Raw genomic sequence first — 18185 nt, 5'->3', positions numbered from 1 at the left:
CGATTGCGAGGGCTGCTCAAATTCTGTATGATTCGCCGCCTTTGATATAATCCGATATCAAATCCTATTATTAACTACGTGTGGTGTCTGGCGGAACAGGGCTGGATAGCGACACGGCCTAAATTAGAGGTTTCCCATGCAAAAAGGTATCCACCCTAAATACGAATTGGTTACTGCATCTTGTTCTTGCGGTAACGTAATCAAGATCAACTCTACTGTTGGTCATGACCTGAATCTGGACGTGTGTGGTGAATGCCATCCGTTCTACACTGGCAAGCAGCGTGACGTTGCTACCGGTGGCCGTGTTGACCGCTTCAACAAGCGTTTCAGCGTGCCGGGTGCCAAGAAGTAATCTCTGCCCGTCAGACGAAAAAGGCGCTTTTAGCGCCTTTTTTCATTTCTGCTTCTCAATCATCATCAATCTGCCTAAATACTGTGTATATCGCAGGATTCAGGTCTGCCAATCAGTCATTCCATATAAATCATGTCCTGACGTAGGATAAAGCCGCCTACTGTGGACAGAAGGCGACTTCGTCGAGTCGATAGGTCGATAGATTGTCTCGATAGCATGTTACCCGCTGTTTTGGGTATTACTGCGAAATCAATATTCCCAAGTGTCGGGATCAACACCCAGCTCACGCATAATAATCTTCGCTGCTTCAGGAATTTCATCACTGCGTTCTTTACGCAGATCTTCATCATTCGGCAACGGCTGCCCGGTAAAGGCATGCAGAAATGCTTCGCACAGTAATTCACTGTTGGTCGCATGGCGCAGGTTATTCACCTGGCGTCGGGTCCGCTCATCGGTGAGGATTTTTAATACCTTCAGAGGAATGGATACCGTAATTTTTTTGACTTGTTCGCTCTTCTTGCCGTGTTCAGCGTAAGGGCTGACATACTCGCCGTTCCACTCAGCCATGGGACACCTTAAATTTGTCGGAAAAATACAAAATTCTGAAAACCGGCCAATTATGCCCGATCTTCCGTGTTCTCACTAAATAAATGTCGGTTTTACTCGACCAGAGTCACTGAAAGGACGCAATTTGCCCGTGATTAATAGACTCAACCTGTTGCTTAATACCCTGATTGTTGCACGGGGCATAGCTGAAATCAGCGTGACATCATAATGATACTTAAAGCCGCTATAATTTTAGCGGGTATTATTCCATTGCTCAATCTATACGCAAAGAAGTTTAGATGTCCAGATGTATTGACGTCCATTCTTTGTGCGTCTAATCTGACGTAACATTTTTAGCGTCCCGGCAGGCAGAAACCAATATGACACGTAAACAGGCAACAATAGCAGTCCGTAGCGGGTTGAATGATGACGAGCAATATGGCTGTGTTGTTCCGCCGATTCACCTCTCCAGTACCTATAACTTTATCGATTTTAATCAGCCCAGAACGCACGATTATTCCCGACGCGGCAACCCGACGCGCGACGTGGTACAACGTGCTCTGGCTGAGCTGGAAGGCGGTGCGGGAGCGGTAATGACCAGCTCCGGTATGTCTGCGATTCATTTGGTTTGCACTACGCTATTGCAGCCGGGTGATTTACTGGTTGCGCCCCATGACTGCTACGGCGGTAGCTATCGTCTGTTTGATAGTCTGAGTAAGCGCGGTGCCTATCGGGTGCTGTTTGTCGATCAAGGGGATGAAGCGGCGTTAAAACGTGCGCTGGCGGAAAAACCCAAGCTGGTACTGATTGAGACCCCAAGCAACCCATTATTGCGGGTGGTAGATATTGCAGCCATCTGCCAGGCGGCGCAGGCCGTGGGCGCGCTGACCGTGGTGGATAATACCTTCCTCAGCCCGGTATTGCAGCAACCGCTGGCGCTGGGTGCCGATTTGGTGATCCATTCCTGCACCAAATATCTCAACGGTCACTCGGACGTGGTTGCCGGCGCGGTGATTGCCAAAGACCCAGCGCTGGCGGTAGAGCTGGCGTGGTGGGCGAATAATATTGGCGTGACCGGCGCGGCTTTCGACAGCTATTTGTTATTACGTGGCCTGCGAACGCTTTCACCGCGAATGGCTCAACAGCAGCGCAACGCGGATGACATTGTTGGTTATTTACAACAGCAGCCTTTAGTAAAAAAGCTGTATCATCCTTCTCTGCCACAACATCCCGGCCACGAAATTGCCTGTCGCCAACAGTCTGGCTTCGGTGCGATGCTCAGTTTTGAACTGGATGGAGATGAACAGGTGCTGCGCCGCTTCCTTTCTGCTTTGGAATTATTCACATTGGCAGAGTCATTAGGCGGCGTGGAAAGCCTGATTTCCCATGCCGCTACCATGACTCACGCGGGTATGGCGGCGGAAGCAAGGACTGCTGCGGGTATCACCGACAGCTTGTTACGCATTTCCGTGGGTATTGAAGACAGCGAAGATTTGATTGCCGATCTGGAAAATGCCTTCCGGTTGGCGGTAACGAGGTAAGCATGAATGCAATAGCGATAGCAGGGGCGGTCACTGGGCGTCAACTGCATAAATTTGGTGGTAGCAGCCTTGCTGACGTGAAGTGTTACCTGCGAGTGGCCGAAATTATGGCCAACTACAGTAAACCGGGTGATTTAATGGTGGTATCTGCCGCAGGCAGTACGACCAACCAATTGATAAACTGGCTAAAACTAAGCCAAAGCGATCGTTTGTCTGCGCATCAGGTGCAGCAAGCGCTGCGCCGCTATCAGCAGGATTTGATTAATGGATTATTGCCACCGGAGGCCGCCGAGCCGTTGATTGCAGCCTTTATTCAGGATCTGGAGCGTCTGGCTGGATTATTGGATAACCGCGTTGACGATGCTATTTATGCCGAAGTGGTTGGCCATGGAGAAATCTGGTCAGCGCGCCTGATGGCGGCGGTACTGCAAAAGCAGGATATGGATGCCACCTGGCTGGATGCGCGCAGCTTCCTGCGGGCAGAGCGGGCAGCACAGCCACAGATCGACGAAGGGCGATCTTATCCGCTGCTGCAACAGCTATTGGCGCAACATCCTCATCAACGTTTAGTGGTCACCGGTTTTATCTCGCGTAACGATGCAGGTGAAACCGTACTGCTTGGTCGTAATGGCAGTGACTATTCGGCAACTCAGGTTGGGGCATTGGCCGCCGCCGAGCGGGTAACCATCTGGAGTGACGTCGCTGGCGTATATAGCGCCGATCCGCGCAAAGTTAAAGATGCCTGTTTGTTGCCGTTGCTGCGTTTGGATGAAGCTAGCGAGCTGGCGCGTCTGGCTGCGCCGGTATTGCATACGCGTACTTTGCAGCCGGTTTCTGGCAGTGATATCGATTTGCAGCTGCGCTGTAGCTACCAGCCGGAGCAAGGCTCTACTCGCATCGAACGCGTGCTGGCATCAGGCACCGGTGCAAAAATAGTGACCAGTCATGATGATGTCTGCCTGATTGAATTGCAGATAGCCCGTCACCACGATTTCTCGCTGGCGCAAAAAGAGATAGACCTGCTGCTGAAACGCTCACAAATCAAACCGTTAGCGACGGGGATTCATCCCGATCGTAACCTATTGCAGCTTTGCTATACCTCTGAAGTCGTCAATAGCGCCCTGCGGGTGTTGGAAGATGCCACGCTGCCGGGGAAATTATCGCTACGGGAAGGCTTGGCACTGGTGGCATTAGTAGGCGCAGGCGTTTGCAAGAATCCGTTGCACAGCCATCGTTTCTATCAACAGCTTAAAGATCAGCCGGTTGAGTTTATCTGGCAGGCCGAAGACGGTATCAGCATCGTTGCGGTACTGCGTCTGGGGCCGACCCAACATTTGATTCAAGGCCTACACCAGACTCTGTTCCGGGCGGAAAAACGTATCGGGCTGATGCTGTTCGGCAAAGGTAATATTGGTGCTCGCTGGCTGGAGCTCTTTGCCCGCGAACAAAAAAACATTTCGGCTCGCAGCGGATTCGAATTTGTACTGGCAGGTGTGGTTGATAGCCGCCGCAGCTTGCTGAGTTACGACGGGCTGGACGCCAGCCGCACCTTGGCTTTCTACGATGATGAAGCCAAAGAGCAGGATGAAGAATCACTTTTCCTGTGGATGCGTGCGCATCCATTCGATGATTTGGTGGTATTGGATGTCACGGCCAGTCAGTCGCTGGCGGAGCAATATCTGGACTTTGCCAGCTATGGTTTCCACGTGATTAGCGCCAATAAGCTGGCGGGCGCATCCAGCAGCAATACTTATCGACAGATTCGCGATGCTTTCGCCAAAACGGGTCGCCATTGGTTGTACAACGCCACCGTGGGTGCCGGTTTGCCGGTCAACCATACGGTGCGGGATCTGCGCGACAGCGGTGACAGCATTCTGGCAATTAGCGGCATTTTCTCCGGTACTTTATCCTGGTTGTTCCTACAGTTTGACGGCACAGTACCTTTCACCGAGCTGGTGGATCAGGCGTGGCAGCAAGGATTAACCGAACCCGATCCGCGCGTCGATCTTTCCGGACAGGATGTCATGCGCAAACTGGTGATTCTGGCTCGCGAAGCGGGTTACGACATCGAACCTAATCAAGTGCGGGTCGAGTCCCTGGTGCCTGCGGGTACTGAGACAGGTTCTGTCGATCAATTCTTCGAAAATGGCGAAGCGTTAAATCAGCAAATGATTCAGCGTCTGGAGGCGGCCAACGAAATGGGGCTGGTATTACGTTACGTCGCGCGTTTTGATGCCAATGGTAAAGCGCGGGTTGGCGTGGAAGCCGTTCGTCCTGAACATCCGCTGGCCTCGTTATTGCCATGCGATAATGTGTTTGCCATTGAAAGTCGTTGGTATCGTGATAACCCATTAGTGATTCGCGGGCCGGGAGCGGGGCGAGACGTAACCGCCGGCGCTATCCAGTCCGATTTGAACCGTTTGTCTCAGCTGTTGTAATCGTACTTCTGGCAGGTCGCTATTCAGAGTTTCTATCTGGCTAGCGGCCTGTTATTCATATCAATATTCTGTTATTTCCCCTGTCTACCGCGGCTCATTTCGAGCATGTTTGCCCGTTTTTATACACATGAATTTCCTGCGTGTACTGAGTGAAGATTAATCATCGGGCTAAACTAATATAAGCGTTGACTCCAGCGATAAGATCGGTCATTTTCTATCTAGACGTCTAAACGTATGGACGCTTAGAATGGTAAATGCGGAGAAACTAAACCGCGATATCGATAACGATGGGTGACGAGGTAGACAGGGTATGAGTTTTTTTCACGCAAACCAGCGGGAAGCGCTGAATCAGAGTCTGGCAGAGTTGCAGGGTCAGATTAACGTCTCTTTCGAGTTTTTCCCGCCGCGTACCAGCGAGATGGAAGACACCCTGTGGAGCTCGATTGACCGTTTAAGCACACTGAAACCTAAGTTTGTTTCAGTGACTTACGGGGCTAACTCCGGTGAGCGCGACCGTACTCACAGCATTATTAAAGACATTAAAGAGCGTACCGGTCTGGATGCTGCACCGCATTTGACCTGCATTGACGCCTCGGCGGGTGAGCTGCGTGAGATTGCGCAGGATTACTGGCGCAATGGCATTCGTCATATTGTGGCGTTACGCGGTGATTTGCCGGAGGGCAGCGGTAAGCCGGAAATGTATGCAACCGATCTGGTTGCTTTGCTGAAAGACGTCGGCGATTTTGATATTTCCGTGGCAGCTTATCCGGAAGTACATCCTGAGGCTAAGAGCGCTCAGGCGGATTTGATTAATCTTAAGCGTAAGATTGATGCCGGTGCTAACCGTGCCATTACTCAGTTTTTCTTCGACGTAGAAAGTTACCTGCGTTTTCGCGATCGCTGTGTGGCGACGGGAATTGACGTAGAAATCGTGCCGGGAATTTTGCCGGTATCCAACTTTAAGCAGCTACAGCGCTTTGCCACCATGACCAACGTGCGCGTTCCTCATTGGATGACCAGCGTATTTGAAGGGCTGGATAACGACCCTGAGACGCGCAAAATGCTGGGCGCTTCTATCGCTATGGATATGGTGAAAATTCTGAGCCGCGAAGGAGTAAAGGATTTCCATTTCTATACCCTGAATCGGGCAGAAATGAGCTACGCCATTTGCCATACTTTGGGTGTTAGGCCTTAACTTATTGTCGACATTATAGATTTCAATATGCAAAAGGGGCTAATTAGCCCCTTTGTCGTCCTTACAATAACGATTTTGCGATTTCATCATTTGGGGGATTGCTCCCCCATCAGAAACTAGCCGGTATTACGCATACCTGCGGCGACGCCAGCAATAGTCACCATCAACGCCTGTTCAACGCGGGCATCCGGATGTTCCTGCTGACGGGAACGGTGCAGTAATTCCGCCTGAAGCACGTTCAATGGATCGGTATAAACGTTGCGTAACGCGATAGATTCGGCAATCCACGGTAGATCGGCCATCAAATGATCGTCATTGGCGATGGTTAACACCACTTTAATATCGGCGGCGAGCTGATCGCGCAATTGCTTACCTAACGGCCAGAGCTTTTTGTCGACCAAACGCTGATCGTAATATTCAGCCAGCCACAGATCGGCTTTAGCGAAGACCATTTCCAGCATGCCGATGCGAGTGGAGAAGAATGGCCAATCGCGGCACATGGTTGCCAGCTCATCCTGTTTTCCTGCATCAATGGCTTTTTGCAAACCGGCCCCGGCACCCAGCCAAGCGGGCAGCATCAGGCGGTTTTGCGTCCAGGCGAAAATCCACGGAATAGCGCGCAGACTTTCCACACCACCGTTCGGGCGGCGTTTCGCCGGGCGAGAACCCAACGGCAATTTGCCCAATTCCAGTTCCGGCGTTGCCGCACGGAAATAAGGCACAAAGTCAGGATTTTCACGAATATAGCCGCGATACATATCACAGGATGCCTCAGACAGTAGATCCATGACTTCGACCCACTCTTTCTTCGGTTCCGGCGGTGGCAATAGATTGGCTTCCAGAATCGCCCCGGCGTACAGCGCCAGACTGCTGATAGTGACTTCAGGTAAACCGAATTTAAAGCGAATCATTTCGCCTTGCTCGGTGACGCGCAGGCCACCTTTCAGGCTACCCGGAGGCTGGGAGAGCAGCGCCGCATGAGCAGGTGCGCCACCGCGACCGATAGAACCGCCGCGACCGTGGAACAGCGTCAAAGCGACACCGGCTTTCTCACAGGTTTTAATTAAGGCATCCTGAGCACGATACTGCGCCCACGAAGCGGCCATGACACCCGCGTCTTTGGCTGAATCGGAATAACCGATCATAACCATCTGTTTGCCCTGAATCAGGCCGCGATACCAGTCAATGCTTAGCAACTGTTTCATCACGTCATCGGCGTTATTCAGATCGTCGAGAGTTTCAAACAGCGGCGCAACGGGCAGAGTGAATGGACAACCGGCTTCTTTGAGCAGTAAATGCACGGCCAGTACGTCAGAAGGGACTTTCGCCATGGAAATCACGTAAGCGGCGATGGAGCCTTCCGGCGCTTCGGCGATAACCCGGCAGGTTTCCAGCACTTCCTGAGTCTCGGCGCTGGGCTCCCACTTTAATGGTACCAGCGGGCGCTTGGAGTTAAGTTCGCGAATCAGGAACGCTTGTTTATCTGATTCTGACCAGCTTTCATAATCACCCAGACCCAAATAGCGAGTCAGTTCGGCAATAGCATCGGTGTGACGGGTACTTTCTTGACGAACGTCGATACGCACCAGCGGCACGCCGAAGCAGCGCACGCGGCGCAGCGTATCCAGCAACTGGCCGTTGGCGATAATTTCCATCCCACAGGCTTTTAGCGATTGATAGCTGGCATACAACGGTTCCCACAGTTGTTCATTGCTGATCAACAGATCTTCCGGAGGTAATACGCGATCGCCTTTCAGGCGGCCTTCCAGATAAGTTTGGGTGTTGATTAGCTGGGTACGAATTCGTTTCATCAATTCGCGATAAGGTTCCAGCACCTCTTTGCCACCGGCCAGTTTGCGTAGTTCCGGTGTACATTCCGACATCGACAGTTCGGAAACCAGCACCTGAATATCGCGCAAGAACAGATCGGTCGCTTTCCAGCGGCTGAGTAGCAGAACGTGGCGGGTGACTTCGGCGGTAACGTTCGGGTTGCCGTCGCGGTCGCCGCCCATCCACGAGGTAAAGCGAATCGGCACCGCTTCTACCGGCAGTCGGTAATCGAGAGAATTTTCCAACTGCTCATTGAATTCACGCAGGAAAGCCGGAACCCCTTCCCACAGACTGTTTTCAACAACGGCAAAACCCCATTTGGCCTCGTCGATAGGTGACGGTCGCAGTTTGCGAATTTCGTCGGTATGCCAAGATTGTGCAACTAACTGCCGCAAACGACGCATGATCTTGTTGCGTTCGTAATCGGCTAAATCATTGTGATCCAACTGGCTCAGGCAAGTATTCACTTCAACCAGTTTATGAATCAGAGTACGGCGGGTAATTTCGGTTGGATGCGCAGTAAGAACTAGTTCGATGGACAGTTCATCCACCGCTTTGCACATATCCTTATTGCTTAGATTCTTATCTTTCAGACGATTAAACAGCTGGGCCAAGGCTTCTGGATTACTTGCCGCTTCACCATGCGGCGAAATGCTGTGGTATTGCTCAGCGGTGTTCGTCAGATTAAGAAACTGGCTAAACGCACGAGCGACGGGCAATAACTCGTCGTTAGAAAGGTTTTGCAGCGTCGAAAGCAGCTCCTGACGGTGCGCTTCATTACCGGCTCGCGAAGATTTAGATAACTTACGAATGGTTTCTACCCGGTCAAGGATGTGCTCGCCCAGCGCTTCCTTAATTGTGTCTCCGAGTAGTGTGCCGAGCATACTGACGTTACTTCGCATTGCGGAATATTGTTCGTTCATATGACCCCTGACCCATATATACCCTGCGTATTTGAGGTTACAGACATGTTGGTTACGCTCGCTCATGTGAATGGCTGACCAGAGTAAGCTCATCGGATGCGTTTGTTGGCCGCTTGCCTATAACCCTCATAATTAGAGGTATAACCTTTTATGGTTTCTTTTTGTAAATTAATTTCACCCAAGAGGCTGAGACTGATTACGAATCTCGCCGCGTTCAATTCCAATAACCCAATTGACACTATTTTTAGCAAAAAAACATCAAAATTGGGGGTATTTCTGAAATTTAATTACTGGTCGCAGGTTATCAGTCTGGCTAATCATCGATATTGATCGAAATGGGCTATCTGTGGATGGGTAGCGATCTCCCATCCACTTTTTTATCTGATAACACGTGCTTACCCGATAACACATGCGTTCGGGTAGCTTGCTTACTGCTGGCAGAAGTGATCGACCAACTGGGAAATCAGCTCGCGGGTCGGTTCAATAAAAGCGGTGTCTATATATTCATCTGGCTGATGTGCCTGATTAATCGAGCCAGGGCCAAGCACCAGTGTAGGGCATACCTGCTGAATAAACGGTGCTTCGGTGCAGTAATTCACCACCTCGGTACGGCTGCCCAGCAGTTTCTCAATCACCGCCACCATAGCGTGATCGGTTGGGCATTCGTAACCCGGAATCGGCGGGTGTAGCTCGTCGATGGTCAAGCGACCCGGCCAGCGTTGGCTCACCGGTGCCAGCGCTTCATTCATCAATTCGCTTAAATCGCTCAACGTCAGCCCCGGTAGCGGGCGAATATCCATATGTAATTCACAGCAGGCACAAATACGGTTTGCCGCGTCACCGCCGGAGATGTGGCCAAAGTTCATGGTGGGATAGGGAATATTGAAGGCCGGATTGTTGTAACGCTCCTGCAATGTGTTGCGTAGCGCCATCAAATGGGTGATGGATTCATGCATCAGATCTATGGCGTTGACGCCGCGCGCCGGATCGCTGGAGTGACCGGACTGACCCACGATGCGAATAGCGCTAGAAATATGGCCTTTATGGGCACGCACCGGTTTCAGCGAGGTTGGCTCGCCGATAATGGCAAAATCGGGGCGTAGTTGGGTGGAAGCCGCAAAATAACGCGCTCCGGCCATAGTCGTTTCTTCATCCGCGGTAGCCAGAATATACAGCGGTTTGGTCAGTTTACTGGCGTCGATATCGCGCACCGCATCCAGAATAAAGGCAAAGAAGCCTTTCATATCCGCAGTACCTAAACCGTACAGCTTGTTGTCATGTTCGCTCAAAGTGAACGGATCGCGCGTCCAGCGGCCTTCATCGTAAGGTACTGTATCGGTATGACCCGCCAGCAGCAGCCCGCCGCTGCCTTCACCAATGCTGGCCAGCAGGTTGAATTTGTTGCGGGATTCCGGCACTGGTTGGATTTCCACGCGAAAACCTAGTTCGCTAAACCATTCGGCCAACAAGTTGATTAACGCTTCATTACTTTGATCCAGAGCGCTATCGGTTGCGCTAATAGAGGGCGTTGCGATTAACGCCCGGTACAGCTCAATAAATGGAGGTAATTTCATCTTCACTGTTGACAGCCTTTGGTTAGGGTAGTATCAATATTCATGCAGTTATTGTGAATAACTATTTGAATGAAAATACAGCAAGCATGAGCGTAAGGGAACCAGAAACGCCCTTGAATTTACGAAAATGTCAATGCTCAATCGCGTAGGGAAACAGTAAAAACTTGCTGATAAACCCTGCAACTCGTTTTGCGTACTTATGTACAGTTAGTCAGAAGGTGAACTGAATCCATGTTGAATACGCTGATTGTTGGTGCCAGCGGTTATGCCGGAGCTGAACTTACGGCTTACCTGAATCGTCACCCACATATGAACATAACCGGTTTAACGGTTTCAGCGCAAAGTGCAGATGCAGGAAAATTGCTTTCCGATCTGCACCCGCAGTTAAAAGGCATCATCGATTTACCGCTGCAACCCTTGGTTGATGTGGCTCAAGCTGCGAAAAACGTGGATGTGGTGTTTCTGGCAACCGCTCATGAAGTTAGCCACGATTTGGCTCCGCAATTTCTAGCGGCGGGCTGCGTAGTATTCGATTTGTCCGGTGCGTATCGCGTACAGGACCCTGATTTTTATACCACTTATTACGGTTTTGAACATCAGCATGCCGAATGGCTGGAGCAGGCAGTTTACGGCCTGGCGGAATGGCAGGCGGATAAAATTAAACAAGCTCAGTTGATTGCCGTGCCGGGTTGTTATCCCACGGCATCCCAGTTGGCGTTAAAGCCTCTGGTAGAAAACGGTTTGCTAAATCAGGAACAGTGGCCAGTGATTAATGCAGTAAGCGGCGTGAGCGGCGCGGGGCGTAAAGCCAGCGTCGGCAACAGCTTCTGCGAAGTCAGTTTGCAGCCTTACGGCTTGTTTACTCATCGTCATCAGCCTGAAATTGTGGCTCATTTGGGTACGCCGGTCATTTTCACTCCGCATCTGGGGAATTTTGCCCGCGGCATTCTGGCTACCATTACCTGTCGCCTAAACGCTGGCGTCACCGCACAGGATATCGCCGAGGCCTATCACAACGCCTATCAGGATAAACCTCTGGTGCGTTTGTATCAGCAGGGCGTTCCCGCACTGAAAGCCGTGGTTGGGTTACCGTTTTGCGATATCGGCTTTTCGGTTCAGGGCGAACATCTGATTGTGGTCGCGACGGAAGATAACTTACTGAAAGGCGCGGCAGCTCAGGCTGTTCAGTGCATGAATATACGCTTTGGTTTCCCGGAAACTCAGGCTTTGCTTTAATCAGGGACGGTAGCGAAATTCTCCCGCAACGTATTCTCGCTCACCCCTATATTTTCAAGACGCAATTGAGGCGCAGACCATGATGAATCCGTTAGTCATTAAATTAGGTGGGGTGTTATTGGACAGCGAAGAGGCGTTGGAGCGCCTGTTTAATGCCTTGGTGATCTACCGCGAAAAGCATCAGCGTCCGCTGGTCATTATGCATGGCGGCGGCTGTCTGGTAGACGACTTGATGAAAAAACTGGCTCTGCCTGTCGTGAAGAAAAATGGCCTGCGGGTGACGCCGGCCGACCAGATCGACATCATCACCGGTGCACTGGCGGGGACTGCCAATAAAACCCTGTTAGCCTGGGCGGTGAAACATCATATCGCCGCCGTTGGCCTGTGTTTGGGCGATGGTAATACGGTCACAGTAACGCCGCTAGATGCGGAGTTGGGTCACGTTGGAGGTGCTCAACCGGGTTCACCGACGTTAGTACAAACCCTACTGGCTGCTAACTACATGCCGATCATTAGTTCTATCGGCATTACCGCCTCTGGCGAGCTAATGAATGTGAATGCGGATCAGGCGGCAACCGCGCTGGCGGCAACCTTAGGCGCGGATTTAATCCTGTTGTCTGATGTTAGCGGCATTCTGGATGGCAAAGGGCAACGCATTGCCGAAATGACGGCGCAAAAAGCAGAGCAACTGATTGCTCAGGGCATTATTACTGATGGTATGGTGGTGAAAGTGAACGCGGCGTTGGATGCAGCCCGTTCACTGGGGCGTCCGGTGGATATTGCCAGCTGGCGTCATGCTGACCAGCTTCCTGCTCTGTTTAACGGGGTACCGATAGGTACACGTATTCTGGCCTGAGCCTCGTCGCTCCGGTGATTACAGATTCTTCTTCTATTGTTTTATCTGAATTGAGATTCAAGGAAATGAAAATGCAAACTAAAGGCATCAGCAAAATTGTTCTGGCTTATTCCGGCGGCTTAGATACTTCGGCAATCATTCCATGGCTGAAAGAAAACTATGATAACTGCGAAGTGATCGCCTTCGTTGCGGATATCGGGCAGGAACGTGCCGATCTGGAAGGGATTGAACAAAAAGCGCTGCGAACGGGTGCCTCAGCCTGCTATGTGGCTGACCTGCGTGAAGAATTTATCAAAGATTACGTGTATCCAGTGCTGCAAACGGGCGCTCTGTACGAAGGTACTTACCTGCTGGGCACTTCAATGGCGCGTCCGTTAATTGCTAAAGCGCAGGTTGAGCTAGCGTTGAAACTGGGTGCTGATGCGGTAGCCCACGGTGCGACCGGTAAAGGTAACGATCAGGTGCGTTTCGAAAGCACCTATACCGCGCTGGCGCCACAACTGAAAGTGGTTGCGCCTTGGCGTGAGTGGGATCTGCGTTCCCGTGAAGCGCTGCTGGATTACCTGAAAGAGCGTGATATTCCGACTACGGCATCCTTGGAAAAAATCTATAGCCGTGACGAGAATGCGTGGCATATCTCTACTGAAGGCGGCGTGTTGGAAAGCCCGGCTAATGCTTCAAACAAAGATTGCTGGGTTTGGACCGTAGCGCCAGAAGACGCGCCGGACGAACCTGAGCTGGTCACCGTTGCCGTTGAAAAAGGCAAAGTGGTTGCGGTTAATGGCAAAGCGATGAGCCCGTTCCAATGTCTGGATGCATTGAATACGCTGGGCGCTAAACACGGTATTGGCCGTATCGATATCGTGGAAAACCGTCTGGTTGGCATTAAATCCCGTGGCTGTTACGAAACGCCGGGGGGCACCATCATGATGGCTGCGCTGCGTGGCGTTGAGCAACTGGTGCTGGATCGCGATAGCTTTAAATGGCGTGAGCAGTTAGGTCTGGAAATGTCCTACGTGGTTTACGATGGCCGTTGGTTCGCCCCATTGCGTCAATCCTTGCAGGCTGCGGCCGAAGTATTGGCGCAGGAAGTTAACGGTGAAGTGGTTCTAAAACTGTATAAAGGTCAGGTGACTGCAATTCAGAAAACGTCTTCTAACAGCCTGTATTCCGAAGAGTTTGCTACTTTCGGTGAAGATGAAGTTTACGATCACAGCCACGCCGGCGGCTTTATCCGTCTGTTCTCGCTGTCTTCCCGTATTCGTGCGCTGAACGCGAAGAAGTAATGCGGTGACCTTTGCGAGTGCAGCTCTGCTTGCGCTCGCATCTCACTGTTTTAGCATCGTTTATCAGGATTATCGGTTTATCAGTTTAAGGAAATCAAGTTATGGCATTGTGGGGCGGACGGTTCAGTCAGGCAGCAGATCAGCGGTTTAAGCAATTTAACGATTCTCTGCGGTTTGATTACCGATTGGCAGAACAGGATATTTTCGGCTCTGTTGCCTGGTCAAAAGCGCTGGTTACCGTAGGCGTGTTGAGCGCCGAAGAGCAATTACAACTCGAACAGGCGTTGACCGTATTATTGGAAGAGGTTCAGGCCGATCCACAAGCCATTCTGACCAGCGATGCGGAAGATATTCATAGCTGGGTAGAAACCAAACTGATTGCCAAAGTCGGCGATTTAGGTAAAAAGCTGCATACCGGACGTAGCCGTAACGATCAGGTCGCTACCGATTTAAAACTATGGTGCAAATTCCAAGTGACGGAGCTGCAATCGGCGGTACGCCAGCTGCAACAGGCGTTGGTTATCACTGCGGAAGCCAATCAGGACGCGGTCATGCCGGGTTATACCCATCTGCAACGCGCTCAGCCGGTGACCTTTGCTCACTGGTGTTTGGCTTATAGCGAAATGCTGGCTCGTGATGAAAGTCGGTTGCAAGACACTTTAAAGCGTTTGGACGTGAGCCCATTGGGCTGTGGAGCGCTGGCGGGAACAGCTTACGCCATCGATCGCGAACAGCTGGCCGATTGGCTGGGTTTTGCTTCTGCGACCCGCAACAGTCTGGATAGTGTTTCCGATCGCGACCATGTGCTGGAATTACTGTCAAATGCCAGCATTGGTATGGTTCATCTCTCTCGTTTTGCCGAAGATTTGATTTTCTTCAACAGTGGCGAAGCGGCCTTTGTCGATTTATCTGACCGCGTCACTTCAGGCTCTTCCCTGATGCCGCAGAAGAAAAACCCGGATGCGTTGGAACTGATTCGGGGTAAATGTGGCCGTGTACAAGGCGCATTGACCGGGATGATGATGACATTGAAAGGCCTGCCTTTGGCTTACAACAAAGATATGCAGGAAGATAAAGAAGGGCTGTTTGACGCATTGGATACCTGGCTGGATTGCCTGCATATGGCGGCGCTGGTATTGGATGGTATTCAGGTGAAACGTCCGCGTTGCAAAGAAGCTGCCGAGCAGGGTTATGCGAATGCGACCGAATTGGCGGATTATCTGGTAGCGAAAGGCGTGCCTTTCCGTGAAGCGCATCATATTGTCGGCGAAGCGGTGGTTGAAGCCATTCGTCAGGGTAAAGCACTGGAAGCGTTGCCGTTGCAGGATTTGCGAAAATTCAGCGCCATTATTAGCGACGACGTGTACCCAATACTGGCTTTACAATCCTGTCTGGATAAACGTGTGGCCAAGGGCGGCGTATCGCCACTGCAGGTGGCATCAGCCATTGCTGAAGCTAAAGAGCGTTTGTTTTAATTAATTCCTTACGCATTGCGGATGGCACGCTTACCATCCGCTTTATTGCCAAATATTCCCTTCCCTGTGAATATGTTAGCTATAGGCTAACTGTCAGTCGTAATTAAACATCCCTTTAATTAATATATTGGGTTCATCTGCGATAATTAACCATTCATTCCTTTAGCATTAGGGCGAGTATTCACATTTACTGTCATTCATTGGCGCTATTTCTTTATTTCTTCCTGTAGGAAGTTGAGTTTATTTCATTAAGTGATTATGATAATCATTCTCAATTGTTGAAATATAAATAAAGCGCTAATGTAAGACTTTATTTTTAAACTGTTGATTTAGTGAAATAACTAAGTTGGCTGTCGCATTATTTTTCCAAGGATGAAGCAAAAATATGCATAATAATTATGTGAATAAAATTAAGCCTAATGGTTTAATCAGTATCATTCTTTTTTTTATTTTTTATTTATTTAGTGATAAAAGTTACTCGGAACAGCTTGATGTTAATATCCCCTCTTCAAAGATAGATGATAATAATGTGGTATTAGAACCGCTAAAAATAGAAGGTGGCGGTCTGCAATATTCTGACGATTGGATATATGATGAACCTCGCTCTGTTAGTGAAATAACTAAAGAACAATTAGATAACCGTCCTGCCCGCCATGCGGCTGATATATTGGAGCAAACTGCCGGCGTCTATTCTGCCGTAGACCAACAAGATCCTGCTTTATCGGTCAATATTCGCGGTATTCAAGATTTTGGTCGTATAAATATGAATATTGACGGTATGCGGCAAAACTTTATGAAAAGTGGTCACGGCGGACGTAACGGCGTGATGTTTATTGATCCGGATATTCTTAGCAATGTGGTGATTGAAAAAGGGCCGACCAGCGGTATCGGTAGCGCCGGCGTAATTGGCGGTATTGCTACTTTTAATACGATAAACGCGGCGGATTTTCTTGAGCCAGGAAAAGAGCTTGGCGGTAATCTGCGAGCCACAACGGGCGATAACGGTACCCGATTTATAGGTGGCGGAACATTGGCATTTGGTCATGAAACCGGAGATTTATTGATAGCCATAAGTGAGCGGAACTTTGGTGATTATTGGCCGGGAAACATCGGTAGTCTGGGCGAGCTACGTTTTGGATATGGAAATAAGGGGAAAAACTCAATCGGTGATGAGTTAAAGCACATGAAAGTGCTCAATTCCGGCTACCAAATGCATACCCGACTGGCTAAAGTGGGCTGGAACTTGCCTGCGGAGCAGCGTTTGGTTGCCAGTTACCTGCAAACTCAGGTAAGCAGCCCTAACGGCGGCTTTCTGGTAAGTGTAAAAAACTCACCGAATAAAAGCGGCGTCGGCTGGAAAACCAGCAGTATTAGCGATGTCATAACGCAGAATTTCGGATTGGATTACAGCTTACAGCCCGAGCATCTACCCTGGTTGGATGCCAAGGCAAAAGCCTATTACGTTGATACCGATGATAAAACCAATACTTTGTGTTCTGATCCTATTTTCTGTCGGAAATATACCACTCGCACGCGTTTAACTACGCGCGGTCTCCAGCTACAAAATACTCAACGTTTCATGCTGCCGGATAACCATTTATTGAGCCTTCAATATGGTATGGATTGGTTTAGCGATCGTTCCAGCGGCCACACGAACAAAGATCTCATGCAGGGTGTGACTCCGTCTGGCCAGCGCAGTCTGACTAGCGTTTTCACTCAGTTTGATTACCACTACGATGACTGGTTACGGCTGGATGGCGGGCTGCGTTTCGAACATTCTCGATTACAAGGGCATACCTGGCTATACACATCAAAAATGCCTTATACACGGCAAAACCCATGTAACCCCCAACATGGCGGGGGAAAAAGAAATACCTGTAAAAAAGTCCCTGTGACAATGACCTGGGATGTTGATCGCCATGAGCAGCAAATATTGCCAACCTTGGGCATTGGGGTGAAGCCAGGAGTGCAATGGCTGGAGTTTTTTGGCAACTACGGTCAATCATGGCGGCCACCGGGTATAACAGAAACTCTGGCTACCGGCAGTGCCCACGGTTCGGGTTTTTTGTTCCCAAATCCTAATCTGGCCATAGAGCGCTCCCGCACCTGGGAATCTGGGTTGAATATTCAACAGGAAGATTTATTCATTAGCGGCGATAAATTTGGCGCAAAAATGGCCTACTTTGATACCCGGGTGACGAACTATATCAACTTGGAATTAGAGCGAGCATTACCTCTGCGCGGAAGCCAATCATTTGCCTATGCTGCTTACGTTAATAATTTACTTAAAAGTCGCTTTCGCGGATTGGAATATCAATTAAGTTACGATGCCGGTTTTTTTTATACCAGTCTGAATTATACCCGAATGATAGGTCATAACGATACTTGCTCAAAACCAGCCTGGTTGGGCGGTATTCAATCGGTTAAAAATACAAAAGGGATAGGAATGTATGGTGTCGATGGTAACCATCTTAATGATTTCATTCTCTGTAGACATGGGGCGGTATTCGGATCATCAGCTTATTTACCGGGCGATCGTGGCAGTTTAACGTTGGGGGGAAGAGCATTAAATAAACTGTTAGATTTTGGTACCGTAATCCGTTATAACCGTGGGTATCAAGATTTATCAGTGCTTAATGGTTATGGCTATCCAGGTACGGCTTATGTCGCTGACTGGCCGAAATACATAGTGTTTGATTTATATGCCAGCTATAAAATAACAAATAATTTGATATTACGTACTTCAATAGAAAATATCAGTAATCGTGCTTATCTGGTTAATTATGGCGATTCACTGTCATTTTCTGCTAGCCGTGGCCGAACTATTCAGGGTGGATTTGAATACAAATTTTAAAGTCTTCAGGTGTGTTAATTAACCCCTGTTGGTATGTATGGTTATATTAATAATCATATTCTAAGTTATATCCCATTTA

The 18185-nt window shown here is 49.8% G+C and carries 12 protein-coding genes; 9 read left to right on the top strand and 3 right to left on the bottom strand.

Going from position 1 to position 18185, the window contains the following annotated elements:
- The first annotated feature begins 136 nt into the window (after window positions 1–136).
- Window positions 137–352 carry a 50S ribosomal protein L31 gene (gene rpmE, locus PL78_RS07830; RefSeq protein WP_049601591.1) on the top strand — a complete coding sequence of 72 codons (216 nt, stop codon included), beginning with the start codon at window positions 137–139 and terminating at the stop codon, window positions 350–352.
- A gap of 249 nt (window positions 353–601) precedes the next feature.
- Here rpmE and metJ read toward each other — a convergent pair whose 3' ends face one another.
- Complete coding sequence (gene metJ / locus PL78_RS07825) at window positions 602–919, bottom strand: met regulon transcriptional regulator MetJ (RefSeq protein WP_049601594.1); 318 nt, start codon at window positions 917–919, stop codon at window positions 602–604.
- A gap of 359 nt (window positions 920–1278) precedes the next feature.
- On the opposite strand from metJ, the gene metB reads away from it, so the two are divergent.
- The 3 genes from metB to metF all read left to right on the top strand — a co-directional run bounded on the left by metB (window position 1279) and on the right by metF (window position 6072).
- Window positions 1279–2439 (top strand): cystathionine gamma-synthase, encoded by a 1161-nt coding sequence (gene metB, locus PL78_RS07820; RefSeq protein ID WP_064514534.1) that lies wholly within the window; start codon window positions 1279–1281, stop codon window positions 2437–2439.
- A 2-nt stretch (window positions 2440–2441) separates the two neighbouring features.
- Window positions 2442–4877 carry a bifunctional aspartate kinase/homoserine dehydrogenase II gene (locus PL78_RS07815; RefSeq protein ID WP_064514532.1) on the top strand — a complete coding sequence of 812 codons (2436 nt, stop codon included), beginning with the start codon at window positions 2442–2444 and terminating at the stop codon, window positions 4875–4877.
- A gap of 310 nt (window positions 4878–5187) precedes the next feature.
- A complete protein-coding gene (metF, locus tag PL78_RS07810) occupies window positions 5188–6072 on the top strand; it encodes a methylenetetrahydrofolate reductase (protein ID WP_049601603.1) in 885 nt (294 codons plus the stop codon).
- A gap of 116 nt (window positions 6073–6188) precedes the next feature.
- On the opposite strand, the gene ppc is transcribed toward metF, so the two are convergent.
- Together ppc and argE are read right to left on the bottom strand one after the other, a co-directional pair.
- A complete protein-coding gene (gene ppc, locus PL78_RS07805; RefSeq protein WP_064514531.1) occupies window positions 6189–8825 on the bottom strand; it encodes a phosphoenolpyruvate carboxylase in 2637 nt (878 codons plus the stop codon).
- A 428-nt stretch (window positions 8826–9253) separates the two neighbouring features.
- A complete protein-coding gene (gene argE, locus PL78_RS07800; RefSeq protein ID WP_064514529.1) occupies window positions 9254–10399 on the bottom strand; it encodes an acetylornithine deacetylase in 1146 nt (381 codons plus the stop codon).
- A gap of 231 nt (window positions 10400–10630) precedes the next feature.
- Here argE and argC point away from each other — a divergent pair, with 231 nt between their 5' ends.
- From argC to PL78_RS07775, 5 genes are all read left to right on the top strand, one after another.
- Window positions 10631–11635 carry an N-acetyl-gamma-glutamyl-phosphate reductase gene (argC, locus tag PL78_RS07795; protein ID WP_064514527.1) on the top strand — a complete coding sequence of 335 codons (1005 nt, stop codon included), beginning with the start codon at window positions 10631–10633 and terminating at the stop codon, window positions 11633–11635.
- 79 nt (window positions 11636–11714) lie between these two features.
- On the top strand, window positions 11715–12491 hold the full coding sequence (gene argB, locus PL78_RS07790; RefSeq protein ID WP_179207947.1) for an acetylglutamate kinase: 777 nt from the start codon (window positions 11715–11717) through the stop codon (window positions 12489–12491).
- 71 nt (window positions 12492–12562) lie between these two features.
- The gene (locus tag PL78_RS07785; protein WP_049601613.1) at window positions 12563–13777 is read left to right on the top strand and encodes an argininosuccinate synthase; all 1215 of its coding nucleotides are present in this window, start codon (window positions 12563–12565) and stop codon (window positions 13775–13777) included.
- A 101-nt stretch (window positions 13778–13878) separates the two neighbouring features.
- Window positions 13879–15252 carry an argininosuccinate lyase gene (gene argH, locus PL78_RS07780; RefSeq protein ID WP_064514525.1) on the top strand — a complete coding sequence of 458 codons (1374 nt, stop codon included), beginning with the start codon at window positions 13879–13881 and terminating at the stop codon, window positions 15250–15252.
- 385 nt (window positions 15253–15637) lie between these two features.
- Entirely contained in the window at window positions 15638–18106 is a 2469-nt protein-coding gene (locus PL78_RS07775; protein WP_064514523.1) for a TonB-dependent hemoglobin/transferrin/lactoferrin family receptor, read from the top strand.
- The last annotated feature ends 79 nt before the right edge of the window (window positions 18107–18185 follow it).

Origin of the sequence: Yersinia entomophaga (genome assembly GCF_001656035.1) — a bacterium.
GTDB lineage: Bacteria > Pseudomonadota > Gammaproteobacteria > Enterobacterales > Enterobacteriaceae > Yersinia > Yersinia entomophaga.
This window is presented reverse-complemented; position numbering and strand designations above follow the sequence as displayed.